At 46.0% G+C, this 15576-nt stretch carries 19 protein-coding genes; 15 read left to right on the plus strand and 4 right to left on the minus strand.

The window, feature by feature from the left end:
• Positions 1–15: 15 nt before the first annotated feature.
• Together ACDZ28_RS11000 and ACDZ28_RS11005 are read left to right on the plus strand one after the other, a co-directional pair.
• Positions 16–318 carry a hypothetical protein gene (locus tag ACDZ28_RS11000; protein WP_042184527.1) on the plus strand — a complete coding sequence of 101 codons (303 nt, stop codon included), beginning with the start codon at positions 16–18 and terminating at the stop codon, positions 316–318.
• Positions 319–360: 42 nt separating this feature from the next.
• Complete coding sequence (locus ACDZ28_RS11005; protein ID WP_042123794.1) at positions 361–954, plus strand: xanthine phosphoribosyltransferase; 594 nt, start codon at positions 361–363, stop codon at positions 952–954.
• Positions 955–1057: 103 nt separating this feature from the next.
• Here the strand turns inward: ACDZ28_RS11005 and ACDZ28_RS11010 are convergent, their stop codons facing one another.
• The 3 genes from ACDZ28_RS11010 to ACDZ28_RS11020 all read right to left on the minus strand — a co-directional run bounded on the left by ACDZ28_RS11010 (position 1058) and on the right by ACDZ28_RS11020 (position 3576).
• Positions 1058–2014, minus strand: a complete 957-nt coding sequence (locus ACDZ28_RS11010) for a diacylglycerol/lipid kinase family protein (RefSeq protein WP_375104671.1) — start codon at positions 2012–2014, stop codon at positions 1058–1060.
• 111 nt (positions 2015–2125) lie between these two features.
• Positions 2126–2464, minus strand: coding sequence for a DUF4870 domain-containing protein (locus ACDZ28_RS11015; protein WP_076116693.1), 339 nt, complete (start codon positions 2462–2464; stop codon positions 2126–2128).
• 95 nt (positions 2465–2559) lie between these two features.
• A complete protein-coding gene (locus tag ACDZ28_RS11020) occupies positions 2560–3576 on the minus strand; it encodes a serine hydrolase domain-containing protein (protein WP_375104672.1) in 1017 nt (338 codons plus the stop codon).
• A gap of 469 nt (positions 3577–4045) precedes the next feature.
• Between ACDZ28_RS11020 and ACDZ28_RS11025 the strand changes: the two genes are divergently transcribed.
• From ACDZ28_RS11025 to ACDZ28_RS11060, 8 genes are all read left to right on the plus strand, one after another.
• Positions 4046–4234: a hypothetical protein gene (locus ACDZ28_RS11025; protein WP_042123803.1), complete on the plus strand. Its 189-nt coding sequence runs from the start codon at positions 4046–4048 to the stop codon at positions 4232–4234.
• A 402-nt stretch (positions 4235–4636) separates the two neighbouring features.
• Entirely contained in the window at positions 4637–5683 is a 1047-nt protein-coding gene (gene coxB, locus ACDZ28_RS11030) for a cytochrome c oxidase subunit II (RefSeq protein WP_375104673.1), read from the plus strand.
• Positions 5684–5810: 127 nt separating this feature from the next.
• Positions 5811–7658 carry a cytochrome c oxidase subunit I gene (gene ctaD, locus ACDZ28_RS11035; RefSeq protein WP_375105336.1) on the plus strand — a complete coding sequence of 616 codons (1848 nt, stop codon included), beginning with the start codon at positions 5811–5813 and terminating at the stop codon, positions 7656–7658.
• Positions 7655–8281 (plus strand): cytochrome (ubi)quinol oxidase subunit III, encoded by a 627-nt coding sequence (locus ACDZ28_RS11040; RefSeq protein WP_375104674.1) that lies wholly within the window; start codon positions 7655–7657, stop codon positions 8279–8281. The genes ctaD and ACDZ28_RS11040 overlap by 4 nt, the downstream gene beginning before the upstream one ends.
• A gap of 5 nt (positions 8282–8286) precedes the next feature.
• Positions 8287–8613, plus strand: a complete 327-nt coding sequence (locus ACDZ28_RS11045; protein ID WP_042123808.1) for a cytochrome C oxidase subunit IV family protein — start codon at positions 8287–8289, stop codon at positions 8611–8613.
• Between the two features lie 79 nt (positions 8614–8692).
• Positions 8693–9613 carry a cytochrome c oxidase assembly factor CtaG gene (ctaG, locus tag ACDZ28_RS11050; RefSeq protein ID WP_375104675.1) on the plus strand — a complete coding sequence of 307 codons (921 nt, stop codon included), beginning with the start codon at positions 8693–8695 and terminating at the stop codon, positions 9611–9613.
• A 26-nt stretch (positions 9614–9639) separates the two neighbouring features.
• On the plus strand, positions 9640–10104 hold the full coding sequence (locus ACDZ28_RS11055) for a DUF420 domain-containing protein (RefSeq protein WP_042123812.1): 465 nt from the start codon (positions 9640–9642) through the stop codon (positions 10102–10104).
• 186 nt (positions 10105–10290) lie between these two features.
• Positions 10291–10470: a hypothetical protein gene (locus ACDZ28_RS11060; protein WP_375104676.1), complete on the plus strand. Its 180-nt coding sequence runs from the start codon at positions 10291–10293 to the stop codon at positions 10468–10470.
• A gap of 307 nt (positions 10471–10777) precedes the next feature.
• Here the strand turns inward: ACDZ28_RS11060 and ACDZ28_RS11065 are convergent, their stop codons facing one another.
• The gene (locus tag ACDZ28_RS11065; protein ID WP_375104677.1) at positions 10778–10969 is read right to left on the minus strand and encodes a hypothetical protein; all 192 of its coding nucleotides are present in this window, start codon (positions 10967–10969) and stop codon (positions 10778–10780) included.
• Positions 10970–11241: 272 nt separating this feature from the next.
• On the opposite strand from ACDZ28_RS11065, the gene ACDZ28_RS11070 reads away from it, so the two are divergent.
• The 5 genes from ACDZ28_RS11070 to ACDZ28_RS11090 are packed head-to-tail and all read left to right on the plus strand — an operon-like array spanning position 11242 to position 15564.
• The gene (locus ACDZ28_RS11070; RefSeq protein ID WP_375104678.1) at positions 11242–11970 is read left to right on the plus strand and encodes a hypothetical protein; all 729 of its coding nucleotides are present in this window, start codon (positions 11242–11244) and stop codon (positions 11968–11970) included.
• Positions 11971–12030: 60 nt separating this feature from the next.
• Entirely contained in the window at positions 12031–12426 is a 396-nt protein-coding gene (locus ACDZ28_RS11075; protein WP_375104679.1) for a GntR family transcriptional regulator, read from the plus strand.
• 19 nt (positions 12427–12445) lie between these two features.
• The gene (locus ACDZ28_RS11080) at positions 12446–13375 is read left to right on the plus strand and encodes an ATP-binding cassette domain-containing protein (RefSeq protein WP_076116698.1); all 930 of its coding nucleotides are present in this window, start codon (positions 12446–12448) and stop codon (positions 13373–13375) included.
• 4 nt (positions 13376–13379) lie between these two features.
• Positions 13380–14282, plus strand: coding sequence for an ABC transporter ATP-binding protein (locus ACDZ28_RS11085; protein WP_042123817.1), 903 nt, complete (start codon positions 13380–13382; stop codon positions 14280–14282).
• On the plus strand, positions 14275–15564 hold the full coding sequence (locus ACDZ28_RS11090; RefSeq protein ID WP_375104680.1) for an ABC transporter permease: 1290 nt from the start codon (positions 14275–14277) through the stop codon (positions 15562–15564). The genes ACDZ28_RS11085 and ACDZ28_RS11090 overlap by 8 nt, the downstream gene beginning before the upstream one ends.
• The last annotated feature ends 12 nt before the right edge of the window (positions 15565–15576 follow it).

Genomic DNA, 15576 nt, shown 5'->3' on the forward strand with positions numbered 1-15576 from the left:
AGGGAGGTGAAAAGCATGGAATGTATCGTACATTTTGAAGTGGTGCATGAGGATGGTCCTAAAAAATTGCGTGGACTGCTGTTTCTGGATAAAGGAGCAAGTCCCGGAGAAGCAGAGCTAGTTGAAATGTTCAAGGACATGAAATTTAACGTGAGACTGGAAGACCGCGAGAAATTGATCTTTAAGCCGGTAAATCCGGGCGATTTCGTGGAGATTCGAATTACGGGTTATGATAACGGGCAAGAAAAGAGCAAAGATGATCATAATTTAAAATCTATCGTTGGAAATTTATTGCCACAAAAACCGACAGGTCTTTAAAGTGGGGAGAAAGGATTCATTGATGGGAGAAGGAGGAGCACTATGGAGCTGTTGAGACAAAAGGTGTTGAAAGAAGGTATTGTACTCGGGCAAGGCGTGCTCAAGGTAGATTCTTTTCTGAATCATCAGATGGACCCCTTTCTAATGCGTGAGGTTGGCCGTGAGTTTACCCGCCGTTTTTCCGGCGAAGAGATTACGAAGGTACTGACGATTGAATCTTCGGGGATTGCTCCGGGGATTATGACGGCATTAGAGCTGGAGGTTCCGCTGATTTTTGCCCGTAAGCAGAAATCGTTGACGCTGACAGAGGACATTTATGTAGAAAAGGTTTACTCCTTCACGAAGAAAGAAACGAATGAAATTACCGTTTCCAAGAAGTTCATTGCTCCGGGAGAGCGAGTTCTGATTGTCGATGATTTCTTGGCGAATGGCGAAGCCGCCTTCGGGCTTGCTCGTATTGTTGAGCAGGCAGGGGGAAGCGTGGTTGGGATTGGTATTGTGATCGAAAAAGCATTTCAGCCGGGGAATCGGCTTCTGCAGGAAGCTGGCTACCGGGTAGAATCGCTCGTGCGAATCGCTTCGCTGGAGGACGGAAGAATTTCTTTCGTGGAAGAAGAGGAAGGGCTGCTTAGCTGAGACTCTTTAGTGTAAATTCGAAGGAAGTAAACATTAAAACAGCAAGAGACAGGTTTATAAGCCTGTCTCTTGCTGTTTTTTTGTGTTATGCAACGGGTATGGCTTACCCGTTGCCACCGCATGCCGCTGCAGGATCGGCGTGGCGCTGCGCGCTAACCGCCGCCAGCGGCGAGAGCACCCGCAGCGCCCCTGGCTCGCAGCGTGCGGCAAGCGGCCCGTTGCCGAAGCTCTCGCCATCGCCGATCGCCGGCCGGGCCTCTGCAAAGTTGACGGCTACGCTACGTCCACGCAGCATGGACACGAAGGGCAGCGCTATATGCTTGCCCTTCAGTACTGTTGGGAACAGCCGCAGCAGTTGCCCTCGGCTGCACCCATGTACGACGCAGACGTCGAGCTGGCCGTCATCGGCCTTCGCCTGCGGGCAAATCAAGAGCCCGCCGCCGTAGCTGGGCAGGTTGCAAACCGAGACCAGCCATGCCTTCTCAAAGACGTGCTCCGTCCCGTCGCACGCAACACTCACCCGGCATGGCTTAAACGTCATCAGCGTATGTAATATGCCGATGATATAAGCCAGTTGGCCTGCGCCAATGGCGTTGCACAGCCGTTTGTAACGGCTGGCATTCACATTCTCGGCCACCTGTGCATCAAAGCCGTTGGCAACGGCTGTTAAAGTCAGTCCATTTGCACCTGAGATCAGATCAGCTTCGATATATCGCTCGCTAAGTGCGGCTTCCAGTGCAGCTTCTGTCGAAAGCGGAATGCCGAAGCCGCGTGCGGAGTCGTTGCCGGAGCCGGCTGGAATGATCGCCATGGGAATATCTTTGCCGCGAAGGGCACCCAAAATGCTGTGCAACGTGCCATCGCCGCCGATTATAATCGCGGCTTTCCAGTCCTCACGGTGTTTAAGTGTATTTAGAACGAGAGCTTCTGCACCCTCTGCGCTATGCGTAAACAAGGTCATATATGGCAGCATCCGCTCTTTCATGAGCGCCTCTACAGTATGCCAGGTCCGCCCGCCTGCGCCCCCGCCGGAACGTGGGTTTATGATGAATAGATACATTTAAATTCCTCCAGCCTGTAGAATTCCGTTGATGCCCGTCTTTCCATTGTAAGGAGTGGATGGGCAAAAGGGAATACTTTTCAGCGATAAGAGGTGTTAGTTCAGTGGTACTTATAGATGTCGAATCTGACTTTCCGCGATATCCCCCACCCAAGGAAGCTTATACCATCTGCTGCTCAAAGCCTGATAGATCATAAGTAGCCATATAGCAAAGCTGCAAAGAGAAAGGATTGCACTCATCAGGGAGCCGAGGAAAGGAATAAATCCGGTTAGAACATGGAGTATCATAAGCACGCCGAACGTTAGCAGGGATTGCAAAGCGTGGAACAGCACGAAGCGGTTGCGTTTCTCCAGAGCGAGAAAGACCACACCGCCAATAAAAGGAAAAAAATAGCACAGCGCGCCTGCAATATTATCAGGCAGTCCGGTGGATGATTTGAAAGGGGACAAAGGGTTCACTCTCCTTCTACTTGGACAAGAAGGGATGGGGTTGGTTAGCCAACCCTTCTTCCTTAAAGCCTATGACTTGTCAGGAAAAAGTATGTTTAGCTCATTGAGGGTATAATATATTTTTCCAACAGTTTACGAGGGCTCTTCCAATTGTTTGTCTTGCTCTCTGCTGTAAAGACCACAACCGCATCTAACTTTGGCAGGAGAAGGATTTGCTGTCCGCCATGCCCATGCGCAAGCTTGTAGGGTTGACCGCTCATTGTACCCATCCAGAACTGATATCCATAATCTCCAAAAGCCGGATATCCCGTAGTCTGTGCGGTTAGCGCTTCTTGCAACCAATGATTTGGAATGATCTGCTGCTCTGCATATACACCGTCATTAAGTAAACAAATTCCGAATTTAGTCATATCTCTTGAGTTCAAGTATAGACCAATATGTCCCATACTGTGTCCCTCAGGACTTGGTAACCAAGCGGTGTGAGTCATTCGGAGAGGGCTAAATAAATGCTCAGCTGCATAGGTGAACGCATCGAGACCTGTACTTTCACTAAGAATCATCGAAATCAGATGGGAGTCAATACTACGGTATTGAAATTGACCGATATGTTCCGGAATTATGTTCATACTAAGGGCAAAGGAACCCCAGCGTCGACTACGATGGAGATTCCGGACGAAAGGCTCTCCTAGCTTTTTGCCCGTGATCCAGCTAAATCCGGAAGTCATGGTGAGCAGATGACGGAGAGTGATTTTGGATAAATGAGGGGAGTGAAGGTATGGAACATGTTTACGTAGTACCTTGGAAACCGAAATATCGATATCGGGGATATCTCCCCGATCGATAGCAATTCCGGTAATTGCGCTGATAAAGCTTTTGGTAGCAGATCTAAGATCATTTAATGTCCCGGCATGATGGTTGCCGTAGTATCGTTCGAAGATTAGCTTACCGTGGCGGGCAATAAGCATACTATGCATCTTTGGATATTCCTTTTGAATTACACAATGAGCCTGTTCAAGACCTTCCCGACGCGTTGCAGTTTCCTCTGGTAGCGCGATGGTCATCGCGGGAACTATGTTATAAGCTGAAGTCAGTAATGGCGTAGGTTGGCCCATAGAGTTCTCCTTTTCTTGCTGTGGTAAGTAATAGGTGTGGCCAGCTATAGAGCATATTGTATTTTAACCCGACACGACGAATATGACTTACGATGATCATTATAAAAAATAAAAATTTTCCAATTAGCACATTTTACAAGGAAAGGTGGAAGTTGGACCGGAATATGATACAATATAACGATAAGGCCCGAAAGGGGTGATTCAGTAAGTGGCTCTTCGGGTAATAAAAGTGTCAAGGAGCTATCGTTCATCAGGCGTCCTTACTCTCAGCCCAAATCACGACGAACCTGCTTCACCGGCGAACCAGTATCTCAAGGCTTTGAAGCTTTGAATTTTACGTTTTGGCGGATAATGCAAGCCACGTATGTGTAATGGTTACTTCACTTGCATTCGAGGTTACGGCGTACTTTTCATCATGCATTCTCTACAACGGAGCATTCATTTTCAATGTTTTGGGAGGGAACTGATCATGGCAAGTAAAGGTCATAACGAAGTCAAGGAAAGTTTACGGGAAATGACACGCATTTTCCGGCCCAAAGATCCCAAGAAATTCGTAAAGGAGTACGTCCGAAAATATCGGATTACCGGAGGCTATGAAGAAGAACTGACCATGGTCGTGGAGCATGAGCTGGTAAAGATGAATTCATCCGTCTCCTAGCTAACAGATACGAGTGTCACTTACTTACTTTTGACATCATTTTGAGTAATAACATCCACGAGGATTCTTATAAACCGTGCCCGAGCAACGTTTGTTGCAGGAATCGGTTTTTTTTGTATATACATTTATGAATAAGAAATATTGTCTCTCATAAAATAGTCAAATGAATTAATAGACACATTTCACAATGAATGCGCTTTAATGATCATTTTTTATTTGATTGCGTTTTCAAAGAAAACGCATAAATGCAGGCGGGACAAGGGATTATTATGTCGAAAATTACAATGTGAACTAGTTGTGAACGATTGACAAAACTTTCCCTTAAACTTATATTAATAGTGATTGTTATAATTGACAGAAAAAAACAGGAACCTACGAAATCGGGAAAAGCGGGGTAGATCAATGATGAAAACGTGGCAGGCTGTAAAGCGACTCCTTCCCATGACCGCTATGTTTGGTCTCTTTCTTGCCGGGTGCGGCCGTGAGGACTTGTCAGTGCTCAGACCACAGGGGCCTCAGGCGGAAATGTCTTATGGATTAATGGGGCTGTCGATCAGTATTATGATCGTCGTGTTGCTGATTGTCTTTACGATTGCAGCTTATGTACTGATCCGTTTCCGTCGAAAGCCGGGTCAGAATGAAATCCCTGAGCAGGTTGAGGGTAGCATCAAGCTTGAGATTCTCTGGACGGTCATTCCGCTTATCCTCGTAGTGGTACTGGCAGTTCCGACGGTGAAGGCAGTATTTGCCGCAGGAGATGATCATGCCAATGACAAGGATGCGATTAAGGTTAAAGTAACCGGCCACCAATATTGGTGGGAGTTTGAGTATACCGATTACAAGGTGACTACAGCGCAGGATCTAATTATTCCAGTAGGCAAGGACATTGCTTTTGAACTGGAAACTAAAGACGTGCTGCACTCCTTCTGGGTCCCTTCCCTTTCCGGTAAAATCGACACTAACCCAGCCGGAACGATTAACCGCTTCAGCTTCAGTGCACCTAATGAAGGCGTTTACCGCGGAAAATGTGCGGAGCTATGCGGACCGTCTCATGGATTCATGGAATTTAAGGTGAAATCGGTTAGTGAACAAGATTTTCAGAAGTGGATAGATTCCATGAAAGCACCTGTAGCTGTGCTGCCGGAGGATCCTGCTTTAGCTGAGAAATTCAAAGCAGCGTGTCTGACTTGCCATGCTGTAGGTGATCAAGGGATTAATAATGCGCCGAACTTGACCGGAATTGGTTCTCGGGAGTCAATAGCAGGGATCCTGCTCAACGATGATACGAGGGAAGATGGTGCGCCAATTGAGGAAAATCTCAAAACATGGCTGCATGATCCACAATCGGTAAAACCGGGCAATCTGATGCCTAACCCCAAAGATCTAGGCCTAAGTGATGCGGAGATTGACGGCATTGCTGAGTATCTGGCCAACTATAAGCTGGACTAATGCCTTAGCCTAAAGGCGGGCGGAACTTTCGAAAAAGGGGGTACGAACTTTGGCTCAAGCAGCGCATACCTTGAATTCATCCAAGCCTCTGGGGCATGGCCACAGTGTGAAGCGCCATACAGGACTTATGGATTGGCTAACAACCGTCGATCATAAAAAAATCGCAATTTTGTACCTATGGGCCGGAGGATTATTTTTTGGTATCGGCGGGATTGAAGCACTTCTGATTCGCTGGCAACTCATCAAACCAATGAATGACTTTTTGGATGCCCAAACGTTTAATGAACTCATTACTATGCATGGTACGACGATGATCTTCCTCGGCGTCATGCCAGTCATCTTCGCCTTAATGAATGCCGTCATACCGCTACAGATTGGTGCGCGTGACGTAGCCTTTCCTTTTCTAAATGCTCTTGGCTTCTGGACCTTCCTGTTCGGCGGAATTCTACTGAATCTCAGCTGGGTAATGGGTGGCGCTCCTGATGCCGGATGGACCTCCTACACCCCACTATCTACGAGTACATACAGCACTACACATGGTGTAGACTTTTATACGATCGGTCTTCAAATTGCCGGATTAGGTACCCTTATCGGGGGGATTAACTTTCTAGCCACGATCATTACGATGCGTGCGCCGGGAATGACTTACATGCGGATGCCGATGTTTGCTTGGACTACTTTTATTACTTCCGCAATTATTTTGTTTGCATTTCCTGCAATTACAGTAGGTTTAGTACTGCTGACATTCGATCGGATTCTTGGAGCCAATTTCTTCGAGGTTGGAGCTGGGGGTAATCCGGTGCTATGGCAACATATCTTCTGGATATTTGGTCATCCGGAAGTATATATCCTCATTCTACCTGCCTTCGGAATTATATCGGAGGTCATCCCGACTTTTTCGCGTAAGCGACTGTTCGGGTATAGCTCGATGGTGTTCGCTACCATCCTGATTGCCTTCCTGGGCTTCATGGTTTGGGCTCACCATATGTTCACTACCGGACTTGGGCCTGTAGCCAACGCGTTGTTCTCTGTTTCGACGATGCTCATTGCAGTTCCGACCGGAATTAAGATTTTTAACTGGCTGTTCACGATGTGGGGCGGGCAAGTGCGTTTCACGACACCGAACCTGTTCGCGGCAGGATTCATTCCTACCTTTACAATGGGTGGTGTAACTGGTGTCATGCTGGCATCGGCGCCTGCTGACTTTCAGTTCCATGACACGTATTTTGTTGTAGCGCATTTCCACTATGTTATTGTCGGCGGCTTGGTGCTTGGCTTGTTTGCAGGTCTGCATTATTGGTGGCCGAAGATGTTCGGTAAGATGCTAAGTGAGAAGCTGGGCAAATGGACCTTCTGGACATTTATCATCGGATTCCATCTGACCTTCTTTGTACAGCATTTCCTTGGACTTATGGGGATGCAGCGCCGCGTATTCACTTATTTGCCGAATCAGCAATTTGATTTGCTGAATTTAGTCAGTACAATCGGTGCTGGGCTGATGGGTGTCGGTACGATTATTTTCTTAGTGAATTGCTTCATAACTTCAAGAAAGCCAGCAGATGCAGCGGATGATCCGTGGGAGGATGGACGTACACTGGAATGGACGATTCCTTCGCCACCACCGGAATATAACTTCAAGCAAACGCCGCTTATCCGTGGTATTGATGCATTCTGGAAAGAAAAAATGGCAGGAAATAAAGGTATGACTCCAGCAGAACCGGTAGGCTCGATCCATATGCCGTCTGCAACCATATTGCCGTTTACTATGTCTGTTGGGATATTCATCGCTGGACTTGGCTTTATGTTTAGCCGGGATGACTTCGGCAACGCCTTTATGAGCTTTTTATTTAATAATTATATCGTTACTGCGATTGGTCTTATTATTACATTTGGATCTATGCTGATACGTTCACTGTATGATGATCACGGATGGCATATTGAACCCGAAGAGCTGGAAGGAAGTGAGCGGACATGACAACGGCACATGCAGAAGCTTCTAAGGACACCCTTCCGCACGAACCGGAAAAAGCTACGCTCGAAGGCCGAAACAAGGTACTTGCCTTTTGGTTATTTCTCGGCGGAGAAGCGGTGCTGTTCGGCACGTTGTTCGCTACGTTTCTTGCACTGCGCAACCAAACGAATGAGGGACCTTCAGCGAATGAGCTGTTTCACCTGCCGCTTGTAGCTGCTGCAACATTCCTCCTCCTGGCAAGCAGTCTGACCAGTGTATTCGCTATCCAGGCGATGCATAGAAACCGTCCGGCAGTGCTTCGTAACTGGCTTTTGGTGACTGTAGCCTTAGGGCTAAGCTTCCTAATTCTAGAGATCTATGAGTTTACTCAATATGTAAGACACGAAGAATTCGGAATGACTACAAGCGCATTTAGTTCGGCATTCTATACACTAGTAGGATTTCACGGTGCGCACGTAGCCTTCGGGATTGCATGGATCTCCATCCTGATTGGGCAACTTATGCGTAAAGGATTAACCGTAGTTACTGCACCGAAGGTATATGTGTCAGCTATGTACTGGCATTTTATCGATGTGGTATGGGTCTTCATCTTTACGGTTGTATACCTACTTGGAAAGGTGGGCTAGACACTATGACGACAGATCAGCATGTGCCAGAGAACGGTGGGTATAAGCATCGTCATCGGCATGAAGGACCACAGAGACATATTGTTGTCTTTATATTGTCCATTGTCTTGACCTTAATTGCTTTCGCCGCTGTTGCGGCTGGAGGGGTGAATGCCACCTTTGCGGTTATTCTTCTACTGGTAATGGCAGTCATTCAGGTCATTGTACAGATGGGTTTCTGGATGCATCTGAAGGATAAAGGACATCTAATGCCGATTATCTTTATGCTGGGTGGATTCTTTATCGCTGGTACCTGTATTATCATGTCGCTGTATTGGGTTTGGTGGAATTAACGGACAATAAAGAAGAGGTGGGCTGAGATGCCCCCTCTTTTTGATGTTCTAATAGATCCTGCATTAGGGGGTTAGGGTTATGCTGGGATTACAATACTTTAGCTTTGCTGAACTATGGAGCCCACTTTTTCTGGCGGTTATGCTGCTGCTGACGGCGGGGTATTTCGTTTGGATTGGTCCGATTGCCGGACGTTATGCCGATGCAGTTCCGGTTCCATTCTGGCGGAGAGCGCTATTTGTGTGCGGAATGCTTGCGCTTTATCTGGCACAAGGGGGCCCCGTTAGTCTATTAGGGCATATAATGTTTTCCTTCCACATGGTTAGTATGGCCTTGTCATATCTGGTGGCGGTGCCGCTGATTATGCTGGGGATTCCAGATTTTATCTGGCGGAGTATATTGAAAGTAAATCCATTTCGTAGGCTGTCTTTTTTAGCTCGACCGGTGGTAGCTGCTCTAATGTTTAACGGACTATTTTCCTTGTACCATATTCCTGTTATCCATGATTATGTGATGCTGCATTTTACCGTTCACCGGATCTACTATATTGTTTTGTTCCTAACAGCCGCCTTAATGTGGTGGACGCTGATTAATCCACTACCGGAGCGCCGAATGGCGAGTGGACTGGGCAAGATTGGGTTTATTTTTCTAAATATGGTATTGCTAACCCCGGCATGCGGACTGATTATTTTTGCAGATCAACCGCTCTATGCCACTTACAGTGATCCGGAGACTTGGGCACTTGCCATGGGCTATTGCATATCGGGTGATCCTTCTGCCTTACTACAGAATTTCGGGGGTCCTGCGTTCTTTGAGTTGTTGTCACCAAAGGTGGATCAGCAGGTGGGAGGCATTGCGATGAAGTTCATTCAGGAATTTATTTTTGCCTCTATGCTTGCTTATGTGTTCTATCATTGGTATAAAAAAGAGAACGGACAAGACGACGATGAATTATCGACGCCCTCCTCTGCACTTGAGGAGAGTACCTTGACCCGTGCATAACTGGTAGACTGCCAAGGAGGAGAATCATGGATATTTTTACGGTGTTTCCAACTATTAGCACATCGTTCATCGTACTCAGTGCGGTGCTCGTAGCTATTGGCTGGTGGCTCATCATTAAGGGCAAACGCGAGGCGCACAAGAAGACGATGATTGCTGCCGCAATCGCCGCGCTCCTGTTTTTTATTGTTTACGTATCTAGAACGTTGTTCGTGGGAAACACCTCATGGGGCGGACCCGATGAACTGCAGACGATTTATCAAGTGTTTCTGATCTTCCATATCGTGCTGGCAACAGTAGCAGCGGTATTCGGACTTACTACGTTAACTCTTGGATTTAAGGCGAAGTACTCCAAGCACCGTAAGTGGGGCAGAGTGACATCTATCATTTGGTTCATTACTGCGATTACTGGCGTTATGGTGTATGTGCTGCTTTATGTTCTATATCCAGGCGGACACACTAAGCCGGTGTGGGAAGTTATTTTAGGCGCGTAGGTTAGTTGCGTGAAAAGGGCATGTAAATTGGTAGTGTGAGTAGAGCATGTGAATATGCGTGTGAATATGTCATGCGAATTGTATCTGATATGTGTGAATAGGAATGAATAAGCCTGTGTATCTGCGTTTCCCTTAATAGGGATAGTGGATGACGGGCTTATTTTTGTTACTGGAATTGGGATACCTTTGTCTGAAATCGTAAATTGTATTGTGAAACCACTCGTGATTGGATTAGTGCTTGGAGCGGCACAGTGGGGAGAACAGAAAAGTGGAGGATGGTACCAGTTAAAAGAGTCGATGGAGTGGAGTATGGAACTTGGTAGGAAATGCGAGCGAAATGGAGTCTGGAAGAGATGGAACTGGTAGAAGCCGAGCAAATGGAGTCTGGAAGAGTTGAGAAGGAAAAACAAGAAGGGGAAGCGAGAAGAATAGTACTCAAAAGTAATCTATTTGCTTACTTTTAGGGAAAACATCCCTGAAAAAGGTGAGCTTTGTGTTCGGAAAACAATAATTAGGGAATTCCTCCCTGTTTTTTAACTATTTTAGCGCTAAAACGCAGAAATGGCTGGTTTTTAGGGAGGATTTCCCTAAAAACGTTGATTTCAGGCTAAATCAAAGAAATTTGAGGGAGATTTTCCCTAATTGTTGATTCTACTTCATATGATGTCATACCTCAGTAGCACCCACCGAGCATTCGCTTCCATCCAGCAGTAGCACCTAACTGAGCATTCACATCCACCGAGCATTTGCATTCCATCCAGCCATAGTACCCACCGAGCCTTCGCAACACATTGAGCGATATACGCTCAGCCTCCCGCACCCTACACATACCGCACATTAGCGAAGCCACAATGAGAATCGCCATTGTGGCTTCGCTCTCATACTACCTCGGCACACACATCATTTAATCCTCTGATTAGTTAATCCCAATAATGATTCAGTAACTCACAGGCAAAGCGAGCTCCAAAGGCTTGGAAAATTACACCTCCTAATACACTTGAATATTTTCCATTTACAGGATTGACAATGGTAAATTAAGGACATATACTGTGTATATAGATATATACAGTAAGCACAGGGATATGAACACCTGCTTCCGCAAGACGCTGAAGACATTGTAAAGCGAGGTTAGCATTAATGAGAACAATAAAGGATTCGTGGTTTATTGTGTGCTCTGATTTTCGAGGAGACAAATTAAAAGTATTAGGAACGTTCGTAACTACAATTATTTTTATGGGCTATCTGGCAGGGATGACTAGTTTGGTAACAAATGACTTGCTAGCTGATCAAGATCGGACAATGATAGCGGATTTTTTACTTCTCTCATTAATGCCGTTACTCGGAGTCACATTCTCCCGTCGTTCTATGAAATATTGGAGTGAAGACTCCTACACGAGAATGCTGGCTTACTTACGATCTTTACCGATTCCTCTGAATGTGGTATTAACTCGTAGAAAGTTTCAGGCAATAGGCTCCTTTACTGTTAATGGTGTATTGTTCTTCGGAATTGTCTATATGCTCGGTGAGAATTACCGCAAGGAGATGGCATTACCCGCGTTTATTGCTTTTGCTATAACTTGGATCGGTGTCGGACTCATTGTTTCAGGACTGTATATTTTCATTGAATATTTATTTAGCGGTAAAGCTTATCTAGGGCTAACAGTGCTAATCGTAGTGATATCTTGGGGAATATCGTTCCTGGTTTTGCTAGGGGGAGGCAACCTATTCTTGTATAGCATCTCCGTTTCCAAGGAGTGGGGGCTGCTATCTCCGATCATGTGGGGAACGCTTCTGCTAGGTACAATATCTGTGCAATTATTCTCTAAATGGACTATCCATCGACTGAAGAGTCGCGATCTCGTATGAAGAATGTGAAATGGCAAGGACGGCGCTCTAGCAAGCTAGAGTGGAAGGCGAGGTGTAAACATGTGGATACCTGTACAAATCAACGAAAATAGTGCTGAACCCCTCTACCATCAAATAGAGACTCAGCTTAGATCATTAATCATTAGTGGGGTCATTACAGAAGGAACGCTGCTACCCTCCATTCGTGAATTCGCTGGAGATCTGAAATGTAGTGTGATTACGGTACGACGCGTGTATCAGGATCTAGAGAACGAAGGGTTGCTACGAACAAGACAAGGAACAGGTACCTTTGTATCCCATGTAGGTGCCTCTGCAATGGAGGAATATAAGCGGGAAGCGATCAGCAAAGCCCTCGAGAGCGCAGTCGACATCGGCAAATCGGTACATTGCAGCAAGGAAGAGCTTGAGGAGATTTTTCAGGAAATTGTAGAACTTAAATATAGGGTACAGGAATGAAAGGCGGGCGCTAACTCACATGGTACAGATGGCGATAGAATTGCGGAATGTACGCAAACAGCGGCGTAGCAAGACAATTGGACCGCTAAACCTGAATCTGCCTCAAGGTTATATTACAGCTTTGGTAGGTCAGAATGGATCTGGCAAAAGCACGCTACTGAATCTACTGCTCCAGCTGACGAACCCAGAGGAAGGCGATATTTATTGGTTTGAAAATAAGTACGATAGCGAGCTGCCACTAGAGCTTCGACAGTCTATTGCATACGTTCCTGAGAATTCGATTTCGGAAGAAAATCACTGGAATGCGGAACAAGCGGCCCGATTTCGAAAGCATTGGTATCCGAACTGGGATGAGTCGTTTTTTCAAGAGCTGATGGATCGATTTGAAGTCCCGTATCATATGAAACTTTCGAAGATGTCTAAGGGAGAGCGTCGAAAATTTGAAATTGCTGCAGCCCTTGCGTCTCGTCCACGTCTGTTGTTACTGGATGAACCCTCTTCTGGGCTTGATCCTTTTGCCTGGAAGATTATGATGGAGACGCTACGTAAGTATATGGAAGAGAATAATGCAACGATGATTATCTCTACACACATTGTGGAAGAGGTACGGCGGCTGGCAGATTATATCGTGCTTATACATAGGGGTGAACTGCTGGGTATGGCCGAAAAAGACAGTCTATTCGGTGCTTGGACCGAGGTGTGGGTACATGTTGCAGATGAAGAGGAGCTTGCTGAGTTATCAGCGGAATTACCGGGTGGCATAAACTTTACCATGGATACACCGGGTGTAGCTTCTTTTATCATAGAACAATTTTCTAAGAACGAGAAACGCATTCAGGACTTGGGCGTAAAGGTTATCAAGAGTCGCAGTTTGGAATTGGACGAAATATTAGGCTTATGGACACAGGGACACCGTCCTATCCTGATTGATCACAAGAGAGGGGACTAGAGAAATGGAAGCCTTAAAGCTGGAAAGTGTAATGAAGCAATATGGAGAAAAAACCGCTGTAAACGGAATTAACCTAACGGTAGGCAAGGGGGAAATTTACGGATTACTGGGGGCAAACGGTGCAGGAAAAACAACCACAATGCGCATGGTGCTTGGCCTAATTTACCCTGATGGCGGGAATATTTTGTATAATGGAAAGCCGTATAACAGCGAACTTCAGCAAATCATGGGCTATCTACCCGAAGAAAGAGGATTATATCCAAAGGTAAAGGTAAGCGATCAAATCGTCTACTTGGCACGTCTTCGCGGGATGTCGGCTAGTGATGCGGATAAGAGCCTTCGCTACTGGCTCGATCGGTTTGAGGTTCCGGATTATTACAATAAGAAGATTGAAGAGCTCTCCAAAGGGAATCAGCAGAAAATGGGCTTTATCGCCGCAGTTGTTCATAAGCCGCAAATTCTTATCCTTGATGAAGCCTTCAGTGGTTTGGACCCTGTTAACGTGGAACTACTGAAAGATACGGTAAAAGAATTGCGTGATCAAGGAACGAGTATCTTATTCTCAACGCACCGGATGGAGCATGTTGAAGAGCTTTGCCGTAATATTACGATTTTGGATCGTTCCAATACTGTCGTACAGGGCGATATTCGTACGATTAAGAGTGGGTATCCTCGTGAACAAGTATTGTTGCGTACGGATAACGAAGTGACCGGTCTAGAATCAATTGCAGGTGTAACAGCAGTACAGCGACAGGAGCGAGGTTATCTGTTGTCAATCAGTGAGATCGGCGCAGCACAACGTATCCTACAGCAGGCGATGGCGCAGGGTGAAGTGGAGCATTTTGAAATTAAGGAACCAACGTTAAATCAAATCTTTATCAGAGCGGTGGGTGAATCTCATGAATAAGATGGGGACAATTATTGGCTTTACCTTTAAAAATAAAGTAAGAACGAAATCATTCATGATTACTACGTTAATTCTAGTGTTGCTGCTCAGTATTGGGATGAATCTTCCGTACATCATCGATCAGTTTAAGGGTGATTCTACAACAAACGCAGAGACTCAAATTGCTGTGATCGCGGAAGAAGGAAATCAGGCGGCAGAGTTGTTGAAGGCCTATACTTCACCTGAGGGAATGCCGCAGGCAAAAGTTGTGCAGTATACTTCTGCCGATGATGCGGAGCTAAAGAAAGCTTTAGATGAAGGGACTGTAGAAGGGTATGTTACTTTTGCAGAACCGACTGGTGAAGGACTTCCACCCGTTACTTATTATAGTGAGAATGGTGAATTGAAGGGCGATGTACAAATCTATCTCCAAAATGCCCTTCAGCAGGCCAACACCCAGTTCGTCGTTGGCGACAAGCTGACGCAGGAGCAGATTGCTGCTATGTCAACACCGGTACAGATCGCTACTCAGCAGCTCAACCCTGATGGGACTGCGGGAGATAAGGATGCGTCGCGGGAATCCGCTCCAGCTATTAATTACGTCATTGTATACGCCATGCTTATGCTGTTCTTCATGTCTATCATGATGACCGGTAATATGATCGCGGCTGAGATTACTTCAGAGAAGAGCTCACGGATCATGGAGATTCTGATTACAAGTGCCTCACCTTTAGCGCAAATGTTCGGTAAAGTTATCGGTGTCTTCTTAGTAGGATTATTACAGATTGGCGTCATTATCGCAGCGGTAGTTGTCAATCTTAAGCTTCCGCATAATGCAACGATTTTGAAAGATTTAGATCTGGATTTAGGCCAGCTTAATATTAACTTGTTGCTTTATGGGATTGTTCTTTATGTACTAGGTTATTTCCTCTATGCCTTGATGTATGCGGCTGTAGGTTCGATTGTCAGCCGTACAGAGGATCTTGGCCAAGCGGTTATGCCGATTATGATGTTAGGCTTCGTAGCATTCTATGTTCCGCTGTTTAGTATCTCCAATGCGGATACTCTGCTGGTTAAGGTAGCGAGTTATGTGCCTTTCACCTCTCCATTGACCATGTTGCTCCGAATTGGTGTTGGTGAAGTAGCGATCTGGCAAGTTATTGTATCATTAGCCATCTTGCTTGTTACCACGTTCATCTTTGGATGGTTGGCTGCCAAGATCTATCGCACAGGCGTATTGATGTACGGCAAACGTCCAAGTATTAAAGAGATCAGAAAAGCGATGAAGGCTTACAAGATCTAATTGGCTTCATAT

The organism is Paenibacillus sp. RS8 (genome assembly GCF_041956825.1).
Classification (GTDB): domain Bacteria; phylum Bacillota; class Bacilli; order Paenibacillales; family Paenibacillaceae; genus Paenibacillus_AQ.

Coding starts and splice junctions, on each gene's coding strand:
- ACDZ28_RS11080 (WP_076116698.1), top strand. CDS start 12,446: ATGGTACAGATGGCGATAGAATTGCGGAATGTACGCAAACAGCGGCGT.
- ACDZ28_RS11055 (WP_042123812.1), top strand. CDS start 9,640: ATGGATATTTTTACGGTGTTTCCAACTATTAGCACATCGTTCATCGTA.
- ACDZ28_RS11085 (WP_042123817.1), top strand. CDS start 13,380: ATGGAAGCCTTAAAGCTGGAAAGTGTAATGAAGCAATATGGAGAAAAA.
- ACDZ28_RS11070 (WP_375104678.1), top strand. CDS start 11,242: ATGAGAACAATAAAGGATTCGTGGTTTATTGTGTGCTCTGATTTTCGA.
- ACDZ28_RS11045 (WP_042123808.1), top strand. CDS start 8,287: ATGACGACAGATCAGCATGTGCCAGAGAACGGTGGGTATAAGCATCGT.
- ACDZ28_RS11005 (WP_042123794.1), top strand. CDS start 361: ATGGAGCTGTTGAGACAAAAGGTGTTGAAAGAAGGTATTGTACTCGGG.
- ACDZ28_RS11000 (WP_042184527.1), top strand. CDS start 16: ATGGAATGTATCGTACATTTTGAAGTGGTGCATGAGGATGGTCCTAAA.
- ACDZ28_RS11090 (WP_375104680.1), top strand. CDS start 14,275: ATGAATAAGATGGGGACAATTATTGGCTTTACCTTTAAAAATAAAGTA.
- ACDZ28_RS11020 (WP_375104672.1), bottom strand. CDS start 3,576: ATGGGCCAACCTACGCCATTACTGACTTCAGCTTATAACATAGTTCCC.
- ACDZ28_RS11025 (WP_042123803.1), top strand. CDS start 4,046: ATGGCAAGTAAAGGTCATAACGAAGTCAAGGAAAGTTTACGGGAAATG.
- ACDZ28_RS11010 (WP_375104671.1), bottom strand. CDS start 2,014: ATGTATCTATTCATCATAAACCCACGTTCCGGCGGGGGCGCAGGCGGG.
- ACDZ28_RS11040 (WP_375104674.1), top strand. CDS start 7,655: ATGACAACGGCACATGCAGAAGCTTCTAAGGACACCCTTCCGCACGAA.
- ACDZ28_RS11065 (WP_375104677.1), bottom strand. CDS start 10,969: ATGGCGATTCTCATTGTGGCTTCGCTAATGTGCGGTATGTGTAGGGTG.
- ACDZ28_RS11075 (WP_375104679.1), top strand. CDS start 12,031: ATGTGGATACCTGTACAAATCAACGAAAATAGTGCTGAACCCCTCTAC.
- ctaD (WP_375105336.1), top strand. CDS start 5,811: ATGGATTGGCTAACAACCGTCGATCATAAAAAAATCGCAATTTTGTAC.
- coxB (WP_375104673.1), top strand. CDS start 4,637: ATGATGAAAACGTGGCAGGCTGTAAAGCGACTCCTTCCCATGACCGCT.
- ctaG (WP_375104675.1), top strand. CDS start 8,693: ATGCTGGGATTACAATACTTTAGCTTTGCTGAACTATGGAGCCCACTT.